Here is a 17000-nt window from a genome sequence, read left to right on the forward strand (position 1 = left end):
CTCCGGAACCGAGCTCAATCAATAGATCGCGCTTCTGAATCCTGACAGGTTTGGAGCTCGCGCCCGTCAGCTACGGGCGAAACCGGGTTGGAAAACACGTGGGGCTATGGACATATGAGACCAGAGGGTAAAGGTCTCTCTTATCGCGTTCTTCGCCACTGCGTCCTGATCCTGAATATATTCTTCTTTAGTGGACACCTAAGTCCAGTAACCCCATGGTCTTCATAGACCATGGGTATGGCCTCATGTGTCCATAGGAATAAGTGGGCAACCCACATACATTAAAAGGGTTTCGGCCTCATCTCGATCCCAGTCGCAACATTCATGGAGGCAGAAATGCCGGGAGAAACTCAAAAGGTGGTCTTGATCCGGGATCGGAAAAAGGCGAACGCCAACGATGAGCGGACCCTTTCGCGCAAGTGGGGTAAGACGACGATGGGCCTCGGATACACCGTGATCCCCTCCGCTCTGCTCCGCGGCCAGGCGCGCCTTGGCATCGGCCCGACCGAATTAGCAGTACTCCTGCATCTCATGGATCACTGGTGGCGACCCGAAGATATGCCTTGGCCATCGAAGAAGACTATAGTGGAGCGGCTCGGGGTCAGCACGAAGACCGTGCAGCGAGCTATCGTTGGCCTTGAACAGGCACAACTCCTGCATCGGAACGAGCGGTATCACAAGACTGGTGGTCGCACATCGAACGAATACGACCTGCGACCGCTCGTCGAACTGCTTAAGCCGATCGTGGCTGACATGGAAAAGGCCGACAAGGAAAGCAAGGCAACCAAGCGGGCTGCCGAACGACCAGGTTTGCGCAAGCGCCAGTCGGCATCGTGAGCAGGAGGTGAACATGGATAACCAAATTGTCTACCGCCGCATCATGCTCGTCTTCGCGATCATCGGGCTTGCGGTCAGCACCGCCCAGCTCTGGCTCTAATTCAATGACGTCATTCTCGACCTCCACGATCGAAGCGCTCGTACAAGTGATCTCGGGCGGATCCGGGACGAACAACCCAGAGCCGCCGATCGGCCTTTATCGCAGTGCCTCCGACATCGGTGGATTTCTCATGGCCTGCGGCATCGATCCGGCCCGAGGCGAAGGCTCGCGTTTGCCTGCGCTGAGAACTTGTCTGAACTGGGCCGCCAAGCAGGAGAACGGGGACGAGTTGATCGGCGGAGCGATCGAGACGGTCGCCGACCCCAGGAACCACGCACGGGAACCGGAGAAGACGCAGGCCGTGCTCGATCACCTGAACCTACATCTCGCGCCGGACGGCTTCGAGGTGGCGCTGCTCGGGGGCAGGGCGGTCTTGCGAAAGCAGGGCTCTGGGGCCGCCGTTGTCGGCGCCATCGCCGGGAAGACCGCAACGCTGGATTTCGGGACGGTGAGCCGGGATCTCGACCGCGCCACCCGAAACGCGGAGGGCGACCCCGAGGATGCCGTAACGGCCGCCTGCGCGACGCTGGAAGCGGTCTGCCGATCGATCCTCGTCGAACTCGGGCAGGATCTGCCGGCGAAGAAGGACGTCTCTGCGCTCGTGCGCGCAGTCCAGGAACCACTCGGCCTATCGCCCGGGCGCACGGACCTGCCGGACCTGATCGCCGGCGACATCCGCAAGGTCCTCAGCGGCCTGACCACGGCCACGGAAGGCATCGGGGCGCTGCGCACCCATGGTGGCGATGCCCATGGACGGGAGCGGGGCCACCGCCGGATCGATCCGCGGATCGCGCGCCTGGCCATCCACGCCGCGAGCACTGTCGCGCTCTTCCTGATTGAGACCTGGGAGCGGAAGATGCAGCGAGGCCTGCCCGCAGCCGCGGAGCCGGCGGATTGAGCCTCGTCGTCCAATCCGCCGCACCGACACCGTTGTAGGGCTGCGCGACCGGGCGCTCTTGGCGCTCATGACCTACAGTTTCGCCCGGGTCGGCGCGGCCGTGGTGATGCGGATGGAGGTTTTTCGGCCACGGGTCGTTTTCTGTTGGCGACAAAGCCGGACGACTTCAGGAGGGGCCATGACGGCCTCGTCGGCTGGTGCAATCGGCTCTGAAAATGGTTCCGTCCTCCTGTTTCCGGCAGGTGAATGGAACATTCACCGAGAGGGGCTCGGTGTTCGTGTTCCGCGCCAAGCAGGCTGACCGGCTGAAAAAACCGTTATGGGACAGGAACGTTCGATTTCTTCCGAAGAATGTGGAATGTCTCAAGTTTCCAGTTGGATCAGCAAAGCCTCAAGGTCGCAGGGGCGCACCCGTTGCACGCGTTCCGACAATCGAATGATCGGTTTCCGGATTTGTGCGACGCGTGCACGCAACGCGGACGGCTTCAGTTCTATGTGCGACATGTAGGTATCTGGTTGGCGGCAGTTGTCCGGCGCGATGCCGAGACGCTCAACGCGCAATAATGGCTCTTGAAAGGCCCTGTAATTTGCTCTTGCCACAAACCCGGCTCCCTCTATTGACCAGACATCCGTCCAAACCGCGCTCATGCGGTTTCTTCTCGACCGCGCCGAAGCGCTTGTAAATGCGGCTGCTCTTCTCGGTGGGAAACCCGCCGTGCGGCGTACCGCCCGCCTGCTCGAGGATCTTGTCGACGCACCGCGTCTCACCCGTCGCTTGCGTCGGGAACTCGTTGAACTACACCGGCTTCTGTCGCTCGACCGCTGCGATGATCCGGAGACCCTTGAGTCCGAATGTTTCAAACATATCGACCCCGCCTCCCCGGCGGTCGAGGAAATTTGTGAGCTGACGGACGAGATGCGCTCGCATGTGGTCGCGCTCGCGGAACCCGAGGCCGGCGAAGCCATTTGGGAGGAGATTCTGTCTGCCGCCGATCCTCGCGCTGGAGGAAAAGGCCGACGGGCTCATTGCGGATATTTTGGGCGTCGAGGTGGCGACCAAGCTGGAGCCGGCGGAATGAACATCGCGGCTTATCCGAAGTACGAGAGCTATCGGGACAGCGGCATCGATTGGATTGGCAAAGTCCCGACGTCGTGGTCTGTCGAGCCCGGCCGACAGTGCCTCTACGAGAGTAAAGAAAAGAACATCGGAATGAAGGAGAGTACCGTGCTTTCCCTTAGTTACGGCAGAGTCATCGTGAAAGACGAAGATAAGCTGACTGGCCTCGTACCGGAGAGCTTCGAGACCTATCAGGTCGTCCAATCGGGCGATATCATCATTCGGGGCACGGACCTTCAGAACGACATGACAAGTTTGCGCACCGGATTGGCGCGCGATACCGGGATCATCACTTCAGCCTACATCAATTGGCGCCCGAAATCTGAGATTGATCCAAAGTTCCTGCACTATTTGCTGCACTCGTATGACGTGAAGAAAGTGTTCTACGCGCTTTGATCGACACGGTGGCCGAGCGGTTCAACGAGGAACTGGACCTCGAAGATAACGACAAGATCGATTACAAGATCAAGGCCAAGCAGTTCGTGAAGATCTATGGGCAGATGGCTTCGATCATGCCCTTCGAGGTGCCGGACTGGGAAAAGCTGTTCTGGTTCCTGAAGTTCTTGGTCCCGAAGCTGAAGATCCAAGACCCGAACTAGGATGCGCTGGACGAGCTTCTGGAAACTGTCGACCTGTCATCCTACGGGCTGGAACGGACAAAGCTGAACCAGTCGATTGGGCTGGATGCGTCCGATGCCGAACTCGCCCCACAGAACCCGAATCCGCGAGGTTACCGAGGAGAGGAGGTTCAGGAGGACCCCCTCGAAGAAATCATCCGGAGCTTCAACGAGCGCTGGTTCCAAGGCTGGAGCGTCACCCCAGAGGAGCAACGGGTGAAATTTCTGAACATCGTCGAAAGCGTTCAGGCGCATCCGGACTATGAAGACAAATTCAGCGAAAACTCCGATCCGTATTCGCGAGATATCGCCTTCGAGAAGATCATGAAGGATGTGATGCTGCGTCGCAGGAAGGAGGAGCTCGAACTCTACAAGCTGCACGCGCAGGATCAGGCGTTCAAATCGTCGCTGTATCAGAGCGTTAAGGAAGCCCTGTCAAAGGCAGCGGCATCGGGCGCCTGACAAAAGGTCTTCTGTATCGGAATTCGGATCCCAATGTTGATGTGCCCCGGTCAGGGCCGGATTTTTCATGCTTTGACCATGCAGACGGGCTGGATCCACCTGCTCATTTTATCAATATCGCCGGGACGAAAGAGGCGTTGATTTAGCCTGGATATCAACCATTTCTGGGGCGCGCCCCAGAAATCGGCAGATCTGAAAACGACGAAGGGCCCCTCGGGGCCCTTGTTTATATGGTCGGAGTGAGAGGATTCGAACCTCCGGCCCCTGCCTCCCGAAGACAGTGCTCTACCAGGCTGAGCTACACTCCGACCGTGCGGGCGGGACTATACGTCTCCCAAAAGATTTGCAAGGAGAATATCACCGATTTCGTCTTGGGGTGCGGCTTGTTAGTCGGGCGGGAGCGGGGCATCCTTTGGTGCCGGGAGGAGGGCGCATGAACGCGGATATTTTCCTTCTGATTGGCGGCGTCGGCATGTTCCTGCTGGGCATGGATGTGATGACCCGCGCGCTCAAGGATATTGCCGGATCAAATCTGCGCAGTGTTCTCACGCGGTTCACCACCACGCCGTTGCGCGGGGTGCTGACCGGGGCCACGGCCACCGCGTTGATCCAGTCGTCCAGCGCCACCACGGTGATGACGGTGGGCTTTGTCGGTGCCGGGTTGATGAGCCTGCCGCAGGCCATGGGGGTGCTCTATGGTGCCAATATCGGCACCACGGCCACTGGCTGGCTGGTCTCGATCCTGGGGCTCAAGCTGCAGCTTGAAACGGTGGCGATGGTGGCGCTTTTGCCGGCCAGCCTGTTGATCCTGCTTGGCCGAGGCAGATTGGCGCGGGCCGGGCAGGTGGTGGCTGGGCTGTGCCTGCTGCTGATCGGGCTGGACATGATGCAGGGGGCAATGGCGGGGGCCACCGCGCTTTTGCGCCCCGAGTTCCTGCCGCAGGGCGGGCTTTGGGGGCTGTTGGCGCTGGTGTTTGCGGGGCTGGTGCTGACCCTCCTGATCCAGTCCTCCAGCGCAACCGTGGCCTTGGCCCTGGTGGTCTTGCAGGGTGGCACGATCAACCTGATGCAGGCGGCAGCGCTGGTGGTGGGGATGAATATCGGCACCACCTTCACCGCGCTGCTGGCCTCGCTTGGGGGCGCGCGGGTGATGCGTCAGGCGGCGGTGGCCAATCTGGGCTTCAATGTCATCACCTCGGGCATTGCCTTTCCGCTGCTGCTGGCGCTGGGCCCGCCGTTGGAGCGTTTGTCGGCGCTGACCGGCCCGCTGACAGCGCTGCTGGTGTTTCATACCGGGTTCAACGTGTTGGGCACGGCGCTGTTTTTGCCGTTGACCGGGCCGTTCACAGCCTTGATCCGGCGGCTGGTGCCTGATGACGCAGGGCCCGGCGCTGGGCTCGTGCTCGGGTTGGACCGGGCGTTGCTGTCAGATGCGCGCACGGCGTTGACGGCGGCGCGCACCGCCTCGGCGCTGATCGCCGGGCGCATCTTTGCCGCCCTGTCAGCAGCACTGCGCGACAGCCCCGATTATCGCGTGATCGCCACATTGGGCCCCGAGATGGGCAAGGCCATCGACGAGTTGGAGCAGTTCCTTGCCATTGTGCGTCTGCCCCCCGATCTGCCGGTCGAGGAAGAGGTCTATTCCGCTTTGCTGCACGAGGCCGACCACCTGCGTCGATTGTCGCACCGGGCCGGGCAGACGAACCACATGGCGACTCTGTTTGAGGATCCCAGCCTGCGTCGCGCCGCATGTCTGATGGGGGGGATTCTTGGCCGGGCGGCCGCGCCTGATGCGCGCGATCTGGAATCCGATCATCTGGCGCGGCTGCAGGATTTGGCCGAACACCGGACCGGACGGCACCGGCGCGGTTTGCTTCTGGGCGAACATGCCGGTCTGTATACGCTGGCCGAGGTGTTTGCCCGTACCGATGCGATGCGCTGGCTCCAGCGTAGCGTGCATCATGCCGAGCGGATTGGCCATTATGACCGGATCGCGCGGCGGGGCCTGCAACAAGAGGCCCCGCCGGATAGCTGACGCCTCAGATCAGAGGCTGGCGTCCAGTGCGGCGACGATGGCATCGCCCATCTCGCTGGTCGAGACCGGCTGCACGCCCTCTTCGCCCAGCAGATCGGCAGTGCGCAGGCCGCTGGCCAGCACCGTTTCGACGGCGGCTTCCACACGGTCTGCCTCAGCCCCCTGATCGAAGCTATAGCGCAGCGCCATGGCAAAGCTCAGGATGGTGGCGATCGGGTTTGCCTTGCCTTGTCCGGCGATATCCGGTGCCGACCCGTGGACCGGTTCATACATCGCCTTGGGCCGCCCATTGGCCATCGGCGCGCCAAGGCTGGCCGAGGGCAGCATGCCCAGCGACCCGGTCAGCATCGCCGCGCAATCCGACAGGATATCGCCGAACATGTTGTCGGTGACGATAACGTCGAACTGCTTGGGCGCGCGTACCAGCTGCATGGCGCAGTTGTCGGCGTACATGTGGTTCAGCTCGACATCGGGGTAATCCTCGTCGTGGACCTTTTGTACCACCTCGCGCCAGAGCACGCCGGATTCCATCACGTTGGCCTTCTCGACCGAGGTGACCTTGTTGCCACGCTTGCGCGCCAACTCGAAAGCCGAGCGCGCGACTCGGTCGATCTCGCTTTCGGTATAGCGCTGGGTGTTGATGCCAACGCGTTCGTTGCCTTCCTCGAAGATGCCACGCGGCTCGCCGAAGTACAGGCCAGCGGTCAGTTCGCGTACGATCATCAGGTCAAGCCCGGCGACCACGTCGATTTTCAGCGACGAAAAGTCGGCCAGTGCGTCAAAACACTGGGCCGGGCGCAGGTTGGCAAACAGGTCCATTTCCTTGCGCAGGCGCAGCAGGCCGCGTTCGGGCTTCAGCGAGAAATCCAGCGTATCGTATTTCGGGCCACCCACGGCGCCCAACAGCACCGCGTCGACCTCTTGCGCCTTGGCCATGGTCTCATCGGTCAGGGGCACGCCGTATTTGTCATAGGCACTGCCGCCGACCAGATCCTCGCTTACGTCGAATTTCAGACCGCCCTTGGCACCGTACCAATCGATGATCTTGGTGACCTCGGCCATGACTTCGGGGCCGATACCGTCACCGGGCAGGATGAGAAGCGAAGGATTGGACATGGGTGGCACTCCTTTTTCTGGGTTGCCGCAGGGCGTAACCCGCTGCTTCCCCACGGTCAATATCACCTGCCGTCAAGGGCCGGGAAAACGCCGTTTCGTCTGTCGTTTCTCTCGTCCTGTGTGCGCCGCGCCCGGAATCCCGTGCTGCAATGGCCCGAACACCGCTTCAGGCCTGCTCAGATGCGACGGGCTGGATTATGGCGGTCCGGCCCTGCGTCCGGTCTGCCCTGCGCGCAGCGCCTCGGCCAGCTTGTCCCAAACCAGCCGGAGGCGTGGAGACTGGCGCAGCGCCGCTGGCGCGGCCAGCCAGACCGGCAGGCGGGGCAGGGGCAGGTCGGGCATCACGCGCTCAACCCCCGGATCCCCACCCCCGATCATCACTTGCATGCCGCCAATGCCGCCGCCCGCCCGCACAAGCTGCCAATAGGCCGCCTGATCGTCACAACGCATTGCGAAAAAATCGCGCCCGACATCCTGCCCCATGTCGCGCATGAAGCGGATGATCGTGTCGTTGGCGTCAAAGCCCACGAAATCCAGCTTTACCAGATCCTCCAGCGTCTGCGGCCGCCCGACCCGGTCCAGAAACCCGGTCGCGGCATACAGGCCCATTTCCTGATCGGTGACATGGCTGGTGACGATATCGAGTTGCGTCGGTCGATACATGCGCAGGGCGATGTCGGCCTCGCGGAACAGCAGGTTTTCCGAGCCGTCCGTCGGCACCAGATCGATCTGGATCTCCGGATGGCTGCGGCGGATGTCGACGAGGATCGGCGGCAGGATGAAATGCGACACCACGGTCGAGGCGGTCAGCCGCACTGTGCCGGCCAGCCCGGCATCCTGTCCGTCGACGGCCAGCCGCAGACGGGCTGCTGCCTCTCGCATCTGGTCCGCCGGCCCGAACAGCCCGCGCGCGGCCTCGGTGGGAAGCAGCCCCTTGGGCCCGCGCGTGAACAACTCAACCCCCAGCGCCATCTCCAGTGTGCGGATATGGCGCCCGAGTGTCGGTTGGCTCTGACCCAACCGTCGGGCCGCAGCCGACAGCGAACCGGTCTCTGCCACGGCGGCAAAGCTTTGCAACAGGGTCCAGTCCAAGGGTCTAGTCATGCAGATATGAATATCAGGGCGTCGATTTTAGGCAATGTCAAAACGAATTCGTTTCGCCCACCTTCCCGTCAGACAGACAAGCAACGGAGCAATTCCATGACCAAGACTGTTCTTATTCTCGGGGCCTCGGGCAAGATCGGGCGCCATAGTGACACCGCCTTTCGCGAGGCTGGCTGGCAGGTTCGCCTGTTCGATCGTGCCCGTGACGACATGACGAGGGCCGCACTGGGCTGCGATGTGATCGTCAACGGGATGAACCCGCCGAACTATCACGACTGGGCCGGGATCATCCCGGCGATCACGGCCCGGGTGATCGCCGCCGCGCGTGCCTCTGGCGCGATGGTCGTGATCCCCGGAAATGTGTACAATTTCGGGCGCGTTTCGGATGATATCGACCAGGACACGCCCCAGACCCCCTGTTCGCGCAAGGGGACGGTCCGGGTCGAGATGGAGCGCGCCTATCGCGACAGCGGCGTGAAAACCCTGATCCTGCGCGCCGGGAACTTCATCGACCCCGACCGCAACGGCGATGTGATGAGCCTGTTGATGTTGCGGGCGGTCAAGCGGGGCCGGGTGACGGCGATGGGCGATCCGGACGCGATCCAACCCTATGCCTATATGCCCGACTGGGCCCGCGCGGCTGTCGCGCTGGTCGAGCGGCGCGACCACCTTGCGACATTCGAGGACGTTCCATTCCCCGGCCACAGTTTCACCGTCAACGAGCTGCGCGCAAAACTGGAGACCGAGCTGCATCGCCCGCTGCGGGTAAAGCCGTTTGCGTGGTGGGTGATGCGCCTGAGCGCGCCGGTCTGGGAACTTGCCCGTGAAGTGCTGGAAATGGGTTATCTCTGGAGCATGCCGCACCGGCTCTCGGGTGAGAAATTCGCCCGCCTGTTGCCGGGCTTCGAGGGCAGCGATCTGCGCGCAGTGATGCTGGCCGGTCTACCGCCCGAGATCCACCCAGACCAGCCGATGGCGACTGGCGCGCTGCACCTCGCCATGGCCGGGGGCACCGGGACCGGGCCAAAGCACGCCGGTGCCCTGAACCGCCCAGTCTGAGGATGGCAGAACATAGTCGACCCGCTGCCGACCGGGCCCGTCCCAGTCCACCGTATCAAGCCGGTCAGGTCCGTGATGGCCCTGATCGCCCGCCTGCGCGGCGCCGTCACTGGCCGGGCGCGGGTCGATCAGGCGGGGATCGTGCAGCAGCGCGCGGATCGCTTCATGCCGTCCGGCCCCGTCTTGTGGATCCAGATTGGCACCGCCCGCGATCACGAACTGGCCGGTGGGCGGCAGACCAAAGGCCCCGTCAAGATAGTGCGACCAGAATATGACCTCGTCTTGGTTGCGTCGGCCATTGCGATCCTCTGCCCCGTCAAACACCGGCGGGCCGGCCTGAAAGGTCAACAGCGTCAGCGTGCTGCCGTCGGGAAGGGTGATCGGAACCACCCAATGCCCGGTGGAGGACAGCCGTTGCGTGCTCTGCGCGGGATCTGACGGAAAGGGGCTGCCATCGGGATGGGTCGGCAACAGCGCGCCGGGAAAATCGCGCCACAGCAGGTCGGAAAAGTCTTGTACCTGCGACAAGCGGATCGGAAATCGGGAGAGCACAGCGATCCCGCCTTGTCCGGTAAATGCGCCATAGCCCTGCGAATCGCCGGGGCCGTTGGTTTTGCCGTCGCCATCCAGATCCAGGCCTGACGCGCGGCCGCTGTTGGGTTGCAAGGCCAGCCGGTGCGGATAGGGCGTTCCGGCCTCGGCTAGACGATCCGCCAAGGCCGCCAGCGTCTGCCCCTCGTAATCCCAGTCGACCCCCTGCAAGGCCAGAATATCCGCATCTGCCAAGGCGATCACCGCGACGACAGCGGCGATCCCGGCGTCCTCGTCGCGCCTGATGTCGCGCAACAACAGGCCGGGTCCGGCGCGTTGTAGCTCGGTGTTGAAGCTCGCCACCCGCAGCGATTCGGCCCACAGCGGAGCAGAGGTCAGGGCCAAAAGGACAGACCAAAAAAGGGCGACCGCCCGGCTCATGCGGTCTGCGCGGTCTCACCATCGCCAGGGGTATAGGCGTGGCGCCGTTTTTCTTCGATCAACTCGCCAATCCGCAGCATCGCCACTCCGCGCATCACCATGCTGGCCGGTAGAAAGGCCCAAGCGCAGGCCGCCCAGATCAGCGTCTGCGGATCGTCCAGCGCCAGCGGTCCGATCATATCCGAGCCGAGCTTGACCACGGCCGGGATCGCAAAGGGCAACAACACGCCCAAGATCACGTTGATCTGCCCGTCGCGCTGCAACCGATGCACCACATCGCCGCCCGCTGTCGGGTCGAAAAGCGGCAGGTTGATCCAGACGTTGAACGACCCGTTCATGGTCGGCCAGCCCAAGATGCGCACTGCAAATACGAACGCCGCGATCACGATCAGCGCGATGACATAGGTGACGCCGGCCGCGATCCGAACTGAATCCAGCACCTCGGGCAAGGTCGTGGCGGGCAGCATCAGCACCACCAGCCGAACCGGCGAATAGGGGAAATCGGTCAGCCCGCCGATCAGACGGCCCACGCCAGAGAACAGCGCGGTCAGATTGCTCGGCTCTACCTGATGCTTGGCGATCAGCGTCAGCGCCAGGACCATCGTCGCAACGGCGGCAAAGCGCATCCTGTTCAAGGGCGGCGCGCCGCGAAACTCCACGATGCTGGGATAGTTGGAATTGTATTCGGCAAAGGTCAGCAGCGCTGCCAGCAACGCCAGCAGAGTCACCACCTCAGGCGTGCCCGAGGATGCCTCGGGCAGCAGCAGCGAAGGACTCGCCACGACAACAGCCACCAAGACTGCCCGCAATATCGCTCCTGCGATGCGTGCAAACACTGTTCGATCCCTTCAAACTGGACAGGCCGATACGTTGCCGCGCCTTTGTTCCAACTTGAGTCCGCCCAACCGGGCGGAGCGCCTCATTTGTGTCATATTTGTGCCGTCTTTCAGGCATCGGCTCAAGCCGCCTTGGTACAAAAGGCTGAATTTACGGCAAAAACATGAAAGAACTGGTGCGACTTTGCATCAATTTGCTGGGGGATCCGCCCCCGGAGAAGAGCGAATCTGGGGGGCGGAACCCACATCTTGTGGGCGAGCGGCCGTAGTGGGGCACAAGGGGGGGCACAGGCCAGTGGCCCGATCCCCCGGCCCGCGCAAGCAATCCCATGCAAGCCATCGGGTTAAAGCCGTGTCTTCAGACGCTTCACGAAGAAACCGATCATCAGCAGGCCGATGCCGTTGAAAACCAACTCGATTCCCAGCAGCACCCCCAGCAGCGTCATCGTCGCCATGTCGAAATTCATCCAGATGTAGATCGCGAACAGCAGCGGAACGAGGCCCGACAGCAGCATCAGCCCGAACAGGCCGGTGCCCCGCATCTGGAGAGAAAATACAATACGTGTGATGCCGCTGAGGGCGAGCAGGAATGCGATCAGCATGGTCAGAGAGATCATGCCTTCGAGCGGGTTGGCCAGAAAGGACCAGCCGAGAAACGCCAGAACCAGACCCAGCAGCAGGGCAAAGGCCTTTGGCCCCGCGCCGCTAACGGAAAAGCCGGCGGCAAGTTGGAAGACCCCGGCGACCAAAAACAAGGCACCGGTCATCGTCGCGATCGCCATCGAAGCCAGTGCGACATTGCCCAAGGCAAGCCCACCCAGAACAATCGATAGCAGCCCGAGCAGAACCCATTTCAGCCAGTCGCTCATTGATCCGATCCTTTTTGTGCGAGGTGGTTGCTCTTTGCTTACACCACCTCGCACAGATCCGTAAGTTGGCCCGTGGTCGCGGCTGCGGCGGCCCCCGCCGGGCTTAAACCCAGGGGCGTTGCACTGCGGCCTTGGTCTCGAAACTCGCGATCTCGGTGGCTTTGGCCAGCGTCAGGCCGATATCGTCCAGCCCTTCCAGCAAGCAGTGTTTCTTGAACGCATCGACCGCGAAGGGAAATACCTCGCCGTCCGAGGTGGTCACGGTCTGCGCCTCCAGATCCACGGTCATGCGGGCATTTGCACCCTTTTCCGCGTCCTTCATCAGCACGTCGATCTGCTCTTGCGGCAGCGTGATCGGCAGGATGCCGTTCTTGAAGCAGTTGTTGAAAAAGATGTCGGCAAATCCGGGTGCGATGACGCAGCGGATACCGAAATCCTTGATCGCCCACGGCGCATGTTCGCGCGACGAACCACAGCCGAAATTGTCGCCCGCCACCAGAACCTCGGTCTTGCGATAGGCGGGTTTGTTCAGGACGAAATCGGGCTTTTCGCTGCCGTCGCTGTTGTAGCGCATCTCGTCGAACAGATTCACGCCCAGTCCCGACCGCTTGATCGTCTTCAGGAACTGCTTGGGGATGATCATGTCGGTATCGATATTGATCTGCGGCATCGGGGCCGCGATGCCAGTGATTTTGGTGAATTTTTCCATGGGTTTTCCTCGAAGCTCAGTCGCGCACAGGGGCGCGACAATCCTGGTAATGGGTTGATTTGTGGTCTGGCTTTGCCGATTCTGCTGACGAACACGGACAAAGGACATCGCAATGAATGCTGACGCCCCCTCTGACGGGCTGGTCTTGCTCACCTGCTCGATGGCGCGTGACATCGATATTTTCGAGGTGCTCGCGCACTCGGTCGATCGGCATGTGGATCAGGACATACGTCATATGGTCGTCGTGCCCGGCAAGGACTGTGCCACCTTTCGCCGTTTCGCGACCGACCAGCGCGAGATTGTCGCGCAGGAAAGCATTCTGCCGCTGCGCCTGTTCGCGCTGCCGCGTCAGCTTGCCTTGCTGTCGTTTCTCAGCGGCGCGTTGCGGCGTCCACTCTACCTGACGCCTCGGTTCGATTTGGTGCGCGGCTGGATGATCCAGCAGATTCTCAAGATCGAAGTGTCGCGCCACTGCACGGCCCGCGGGCTCATGCATGTGGACAGCGATGTCTTTTTCGTCCGCAGGCTTGCGACGGCGGATGCCTTTGATTCCGAGGGCCGGACGCGCTTTTTCCACGCGCCCGAGGCCGGGGCCATCGAGGCGCACCGTCCTTGGGTCGAGGCGGCCGCACAGTGCCTTGGCATTCCCGTTCCGGCCGGTTTCGCCACGCATTACATCGAGAACTGCGTTCTCTGGAACACCGACGTGGTGCGCCAGATGATCGCGCATATCGAGGCGGCGCATGGCCGCCCCTATCACGAGGTTCTGCTGCGGCATGGGACGATCTCGGAGTATTTCATCTATGGGCTCTATGCCGATCTGATCGCACAGGACCAAGGGCTTGCCGCCGAGTCCGAGTCCTACTGCAACTCTTTCTGGCCCGCGACGGCGGATGCGCCCTTTGATGTCGATCTCGCAATCGCGCAGATGACGCCAAAGCAATGTGCCATGGCGGTCCAGTCGACGCATGATTTTCCGGTCGCGGAGCGCGCGCGCAGTTTCGAGACCGCCACGCGCGCACTGTCCGGCGCGGCGGTCTGAACCCGGCGCCGGGGGCGCCAGAGTATGCGAAACGGCGCGCATCGCCTCAGGCCGGTTCCGGCGCGGTCATCATCTCGCGCACATCCGTCAGCCGACCGGTGATCGCGGCGGCGGCGGCCATTGCCGGGCTCAGCAGATGGGTGCGCCCGCCCCGGCCCTGACGGCCCTCGAAGTTGCGGTTCGAGGTGGCAGCGCAGCGTTCGCCGGGCTCCAGCTGGTCGGGGTTCATCGCAAGGCACATGGAACACCCGGCCAGACGCCATTCGAACCCGGCCGCCAGAAAGATCTCGGCCAGCCCCTCTTCCTCGGCCTGGGCGCGGACAAGGCCCGAGCCTGGCACGATCATGGCGCGGATGCCCTCTTTGACCTTCTTGCCCTTCACGATCTCGGCGACGGCGCGCAGATCTTCGATCCGCCCGTTTGTGCACGACCCGATAAAGACCGTGTCGATTTCGATATCGGTCAGTTTCATGCCCGGGGTCAGGCCCATGTATTCCAGCGACCGGCGGACCGCATCAACCTTGCCGCCGGTGAAATCCTCTGGTGCAGGCACGGTTGCGGTGATCGGCAGCACGTCCTCCGGCGAGGTGCCCCAAGTGACGACCGGTGCGATCTCGTCTGCATCCAGCGTCACGACCTTGTCCCAATGCGCATCGTCATCGGAATAAAGCGTTTTCCACCAGGCCAGCGCGGTCTCCCACTGGGCGCCTTTGGGGGTGTGCGGCCGACCCATGATGTATTCAAACGTGGTTTCGTCCGGCGCGATCAGCCCGGCGCGCGCGCCGCCCTCAATCGCCATGTTGCAGACGGTCATGCGGCCTTCCATCGACAGATCGCGGATCGCTTCGCCGCAATATTCGATCACATGGCCGGTGCCGCCGGCGGTGCCGGTCTTGCCGATGACGCTCAGCGTGATGTCCTTGGCGGTGACGCCCGGGTGCAGCTTGCCGGTGATCTCGACCTTCATGTTCTTGGACTTGGTCTGGATCAGTGTCTGGGTGGCCAGCACATGCTCGACCTCCGAGGTGCCGATGCCATGCGCCAGCGACCCGAAGGCGCCGTGGGTGGCGGTGTGGCTGTCGCCGCAAACCACGGTCATCCCCGGCAAGGTCCAGCCCTGTTCCGGGCCGACGATATGCACGATGCCCTGACGGATATCGTCCACCGGGTAATAGTTGATGCCGAAATCGCGGGCGTTCTTGTCCAGCGCATCGACCTGAATGCGGCTTTCCTCGTTCTTGATCCCGTCAACTCGATCCGGCGTGGTCGGCACGTTGTGGTCGGGCACGGCGATGGTCTTGTCCGGCGCGTGCACCTCGCGCCCGGCCATGCGCAGCCCTTCAAAGGCCTGCGGGCTGGTCACCTCGTGGACAAGGTGGCGGTCGATATACAGCAGGCTGGTGCCGTCCTCGGTCGTGTCGACCAGATGGGCATCCCAGATTTTGTCATAAAGGGTCTTGGGGGACATCAGTCCTCTCCCGTTCTTGCATGAAAATGGCGAGCGTGGGCTGGCGGGCCGGTATTATAGCCGGGCCAGAACAGTGCGGGCAGCCCCGAAGAACCGTTCGCGCAGTCGCGCGCGGTCCTGAAGATCGCAATCGAAATTGGGGGCGGTGTCGGGCTTCATGCCGTTCCAGATACAACCGCCGCCGGGTTCGATCAAGGTGCGAAACCGCCGGGGCCACCGTTGCGGTGCCTTGTCAGACGGCGCGATCCGTTCCAACCTGTGCTGAAGGAGGCCCGTGCATGGATCAAGACCCCGCATCCCCCGGCATCGCCGAACAGATCCTTGCGCTGCTGGGCGAGGGCCGGGATCTGGCGGAGATGTTCCTGACGCCGGGTTGGCGTCAGAACCAGATCCTGATCGTTCTGGGGCTGATCGTGCTAGCCTGGCTGATGCGAAAGCTGACCGCGGCCCGGGTTCAGGACTGGACCCGCGACCGCGAGGGCTGGCCGAAATACCGGCTGCGGATGCTGGTGCAGATTCGCCATCGTCTGATGCTGATCTACTTTGTCGCCGGGTCTTGGGCTGTCTATGCCGTGATGCGTCAGGTGACCTGGCCATCGCGCAGCTATCTCGTTGGGATCGCAGCCACATTGGCCACCGCTTGGCTGGTCATCGCGTTTGTGTCGCGGCTGGTGCAGAATCGGTCTTTGCGGCGGCTTCTGACCTGGGGCTTGTGGATCTATGCCACGCTTTATGCGCTGGAGCTGACCGATGATGTCGTGACGTTCCTTGGCTCGGTCGCTTTCCAGATGGGCGATCTCAGGATCTCGATGTTGAGCGTGCTCAAGGCCTTTCTGCTGGTCGCCGCGCTGACGACGATGGCGCGGCTGCTGACCCAATCCGCGACCCGCAACCTGCAAAGCAACGAGGACATGTCCCCCTCGATGCGGGTGCTGGCGATCAAAGCGGTGCAGGTCACCCTGTACGGCATTGTCGTTGTCACCGGTATCCGCGCGCTGGGCTTTGATCTGAGTGGTCTGGCGCTGGTGTCGGGCGCGATCGGCGTCGGGATCGGCTTTGGCCTGCAAAAAGTGGTGTCGAATCTGGTGTCGGGAATCATCATCTTGCTGGATCGCTCGATCAAACCCGGCGACGTGATCTCGCTTGGGGATACCTTTGGCTGGATCGATTCGCTGGGCGCGCGCTATGTTTCGGTCGTCACCCGCGACGGCAAGGAATACCTGATCCCGAACGAGGATCTGATCACCTCGCAGGTGGTGAACTGGTCCTATACCAACAAGCTGGTGCGGCTGGATATCGACTTTGGCGCCGCCTATGGGTCCGATCCGCATAAGGTGCGCGCGGTGGCGATCGAGGCGGCCAAATCCGTGAACCGCGTGCTCAGCCAGCCGAACCCGCCGGTCTGTCATATCACCGGCTTTGGCGACAGCAGCGTCGATTATACCCTGCGGTTCTGGATCACTGATCCCGCAGACGGGCTCAGCAATATCAGGGGCAACGTGTTCCTGGCGCTGTGGGATGCGTTTCAGGCCAACGACATCTCGATTCCGTTCCCGCAGCGCGAAGTCCGTCACCTGAATGATCCAACACGTCTTGCAGAGCGGCCCGCAGACGGGTAAGGGGGCCGATTACCGCCATGGCGGCCCTGTCACGTGGGTTTCATTGAAATTCCGTCTCCGGCTTGCTACCTTTAAGGCACCCTGCGCCGGGGGACACACCGGCGAGCAAGAAGGAGGACTATGTCCTGTCAACTCATGCA

At 62.3% G+C, this 17000-nt stretch carries 17 protein-coding genes and 1 tRNA gene; 9 read left to right on the plus strand and 9 right to left on the minus strand.

Annotated elements, in window-relative coordinates; all coding sequences use genetic code 11:
* Positions 1–324: 324 nt before the first annotated feature.
* Entirely contained in the window at positions 325–837 is a 513-nt protein-coding gene (locus tag E1B25_RS07930; RefSeq protein WP_206338516.1) for a helix-turn-helix domain-containing protein, read from the plus strand.
* A gap of 104 nt (positions 838–941) precedes the next feature.
* On the plus strand, positions 942–1835 hold the full coding sequence (locus tag E1B25_RS07935; protein ID WP_132828231.1) for an abortive infection family protein: 894 nt from the start codon (positions 942–944) through the stop codon (positions 1833–1835).
* Positions 1836–2198: 363 nt separating this feature from the next.
* On the opposite strand, the gene E1B25_RS07945 is transcribed toward E1B25_RS07935, so the two are convergent.
* The gene (locus tag E1B25_RS07945) at positions 2199–2483 is read right to left on the minus strand and encodes a hypothetical protein (protein WP_132828232.1); all 285 of its coding nucleotides are present in this window, start codon (positions 2481–2483) and stop codon (positions 2199–2201) included.
* Between E1B25_RS07945 and E1B25_RS07950 the strand changes: the two genes are divergently transcribed.
* The 3 genes from E1B25_RS07950 to E1B25_RS22345 all read left to right on the plus strand — a co-directional run bounded on the left by E1B25_RS07950 (position 2482) and on the right by E1B25_RS22345 (position 4031).
* Positions 2482–3348 carry a restriction endonuclease subunit S domain-containing protein gene (locus E1B25_RS07950; RefSeq protein WP_132828233.1) on the plus strand — a complete coding sequence of 289 codons (867 nt, stop codon included), beginning with the start codon at positions 2482–2484 and terminating at the stop codon, positions 3346–3348. The two genes, E1B25_RS07945 and E1B25_RS07950, sit on opposite strands and share 2 nt — an antisense overlap.
* A complete protein-coding gene (locus E1B25_RS22340; protein WP_206338517.1) occupies positions 3345–3551 on the plus strand; it encodes a hypothetical protein in 207 nt (68 codons plus the stop codon). The genes E1B25_RS07950 and E1B25_RS22340 overlap by 4 nt, the downstream gene beginning before the upstream one ends.
* Before the next feature lie 234 nt (positions 3552–3785).
* The gene (locus E1B25_RS22345) at positions 3786–4031 is read left to right on the plus strand and encodes a hypothetical protein (protein WP_206338518.1); all 246 of its coding nucleotides are present in this window, start codon (positions 3786–3788) and stop codon (positions 4029–4031) included.
* A 231-nt stretch (positions 4032–4262) separates the two neighbouring features.
* Here the strand turns inward: E1B25_RS22345 and E1B25_RS07960 are convergent.
* Positions 4263–4339 (minus strand) — tRNA-Pro (locus E1B25_RS07960).
* Between the two features lie 125 nt (positions 4340–4464).
* Here E1B25_RS07960 and E1B25_RS07965 point away from each other — a divergent pair.
* Entirely contained in the window at positions 4465–6066 is a 1602-nt protein-coding gene (locus E1B25_RS07965) for a Na/Pi cotransporter family protein (protein WP_132828234.1), read from the plus strand.
* A 9-nt stretch (positions 6067–6075) separates the two neighbouring features.
* On the opposite strand, the gene leuB is transcribed toward E1B25_RS07965, so the two are convergent.
* Entirely contained in the window at positions 6076–7182 is a 1107-nt protein-coding gene (gene leuB / locus E1B25_RS07970; RefSeq protein WP_132828235.1) for a 3-isopropylmalate dehydrogenase, read from the minus strand.
* Positions 7183–7377: 195 nt separating this feature from the next.
* Positions 7378–8286, minus strand: a complete 909-nt coding sequence (locus E1B25_RS07975) for a LysR family transcriptional regulator (protein WP_132828236.1) — start codon at positions 8284–8286, stop codon at positions 7378–7380.
* Positions 8287–8382: 96 nt separating this feature from the next.
* Here E1B25_RS07975 and E1B25_RS07980 point away from each other — a divergent pair, with 96 nt between their 5' ends.
* Positions 8383–9345 carry an NAD-dependent epimerase/dehydratase family protein gene (locus E1B25_RS07980; RefSeq protein WP_132828237.1) on the plus strand — a complete coding sequence of 321 codons (963 nt, stop codon included), beginning with the start codon at positions 8383–8385 and terminating at the stop codon, positions 9343–9345.
* Here the strand turns inward: E1B25_RS07980 and E1B25_RS07985 are convergent.
* From E1B25_RS07985 to leuD, 4 genes are all read right to left on the minus strand, one after another.
* Entirely contained in the window at positions 9229–10281 is a 1053-nt protein-coding gene (locus E1B25_RS07985) for an endonuclease/exonuclease/phosphatase family protein (RefSeq protein ID WP_245510648.1), read from the minus strand. The genes E1B25_RS07980 and E1B25_RS07985 overlap by 117 nt on opposite strands.
* 32 nt (positions 10282–10313) lie before the next feature.
* A complete protein-coding gene (locus E1B25_RS07990; RefSeq protein ID WP_342635587.1) occupies positions 10314–11099 on the minus strand; it encodes a hypothetical protein in 786 nt (261 codons plus the stop codon).
* A gap of 398 nt (positions 11100–11497) precedes the next feature.
* Complete coding sequence (locus tag E1B25_RS07995) at positions 11498–12022, minus strand: HdeD family acid-resistance protein (RefSeq protein ID WP_132828240.1); 525 nt, start codon at positions 12020–12022, stop codon at positions 11498–11500.
* A 103-nt stretch (positions 12023–12125) separates the two neighbouring features.
* Complete coding sequence (leuD, locus tag E1B25_RS08000) at positions 12126–12731, minus strand: 3-isopropylmalate dehydratase small subunit (RefSeq protein WP_132828241.1); 606 nt, start codon at positions 12729–12731, stop codon at positions 12126–12128.
* Between the two features lie 112 nt (positions 12732–12843).
* Here leuD and E1B25_RS08005 point away from each other — a divergent pair, with 112 nt between their 5' ends.
* Positions 12844–13773, plus strand: coding sequence for a DUF6492 family protein (locus E1B25_RS08005; protein WP_132828242.1), 930 nt, complete (start codon positions 12844–12846; stop codon positions 13771–13773).
* Between the two features lie 46 nt (positions 13774–13819).
* On the opposite strand, the gene leuC is transcribed toward E1B25_RS08005, so the two are convergent.
* Positions 13820–15241 carry a 3-isopropylmalate dehydratase large subunit gene (gene leuC, locus E1B25_RS08010; RefSeq protein ID WP_132828243.1) on the minus strand — a complete coding sequence of 474 codons (1422 nt, stop codon included), beginning with the start codon at positions 15239–15241 and terminating at the stop codon, positions 13820–13822.
* Between the two features lie 278 nt (positions 15242–15519).
* Between leuC and E1B25_RS08015 the strand changes: the two genes are divergently transcribed.
* Positions 15520–16860: a mechanosensitive ion channel family protein gene (locus E1B25_RS08015; RefSeq protein WP_132828244.1), complete on the plus strand. Its 1341-nt coding sequence runs from the start codon at positions 15520–15522 to the stop codon at positions 16858–16860.
* Positions 16861–17000: the final 140 nt, after the last annotated feature.

This window comes from Antarcticimicrobium sediminis (assembly GCF_004348975.1).
Taxonomy (GTDB): Bacteria; Pseudomonadota; Alphaproteobacteria; order Rhodobacterales; family Rhodobacteraceae; genus Antarcticimicrobium; species Antarcticimicrobium sediminis.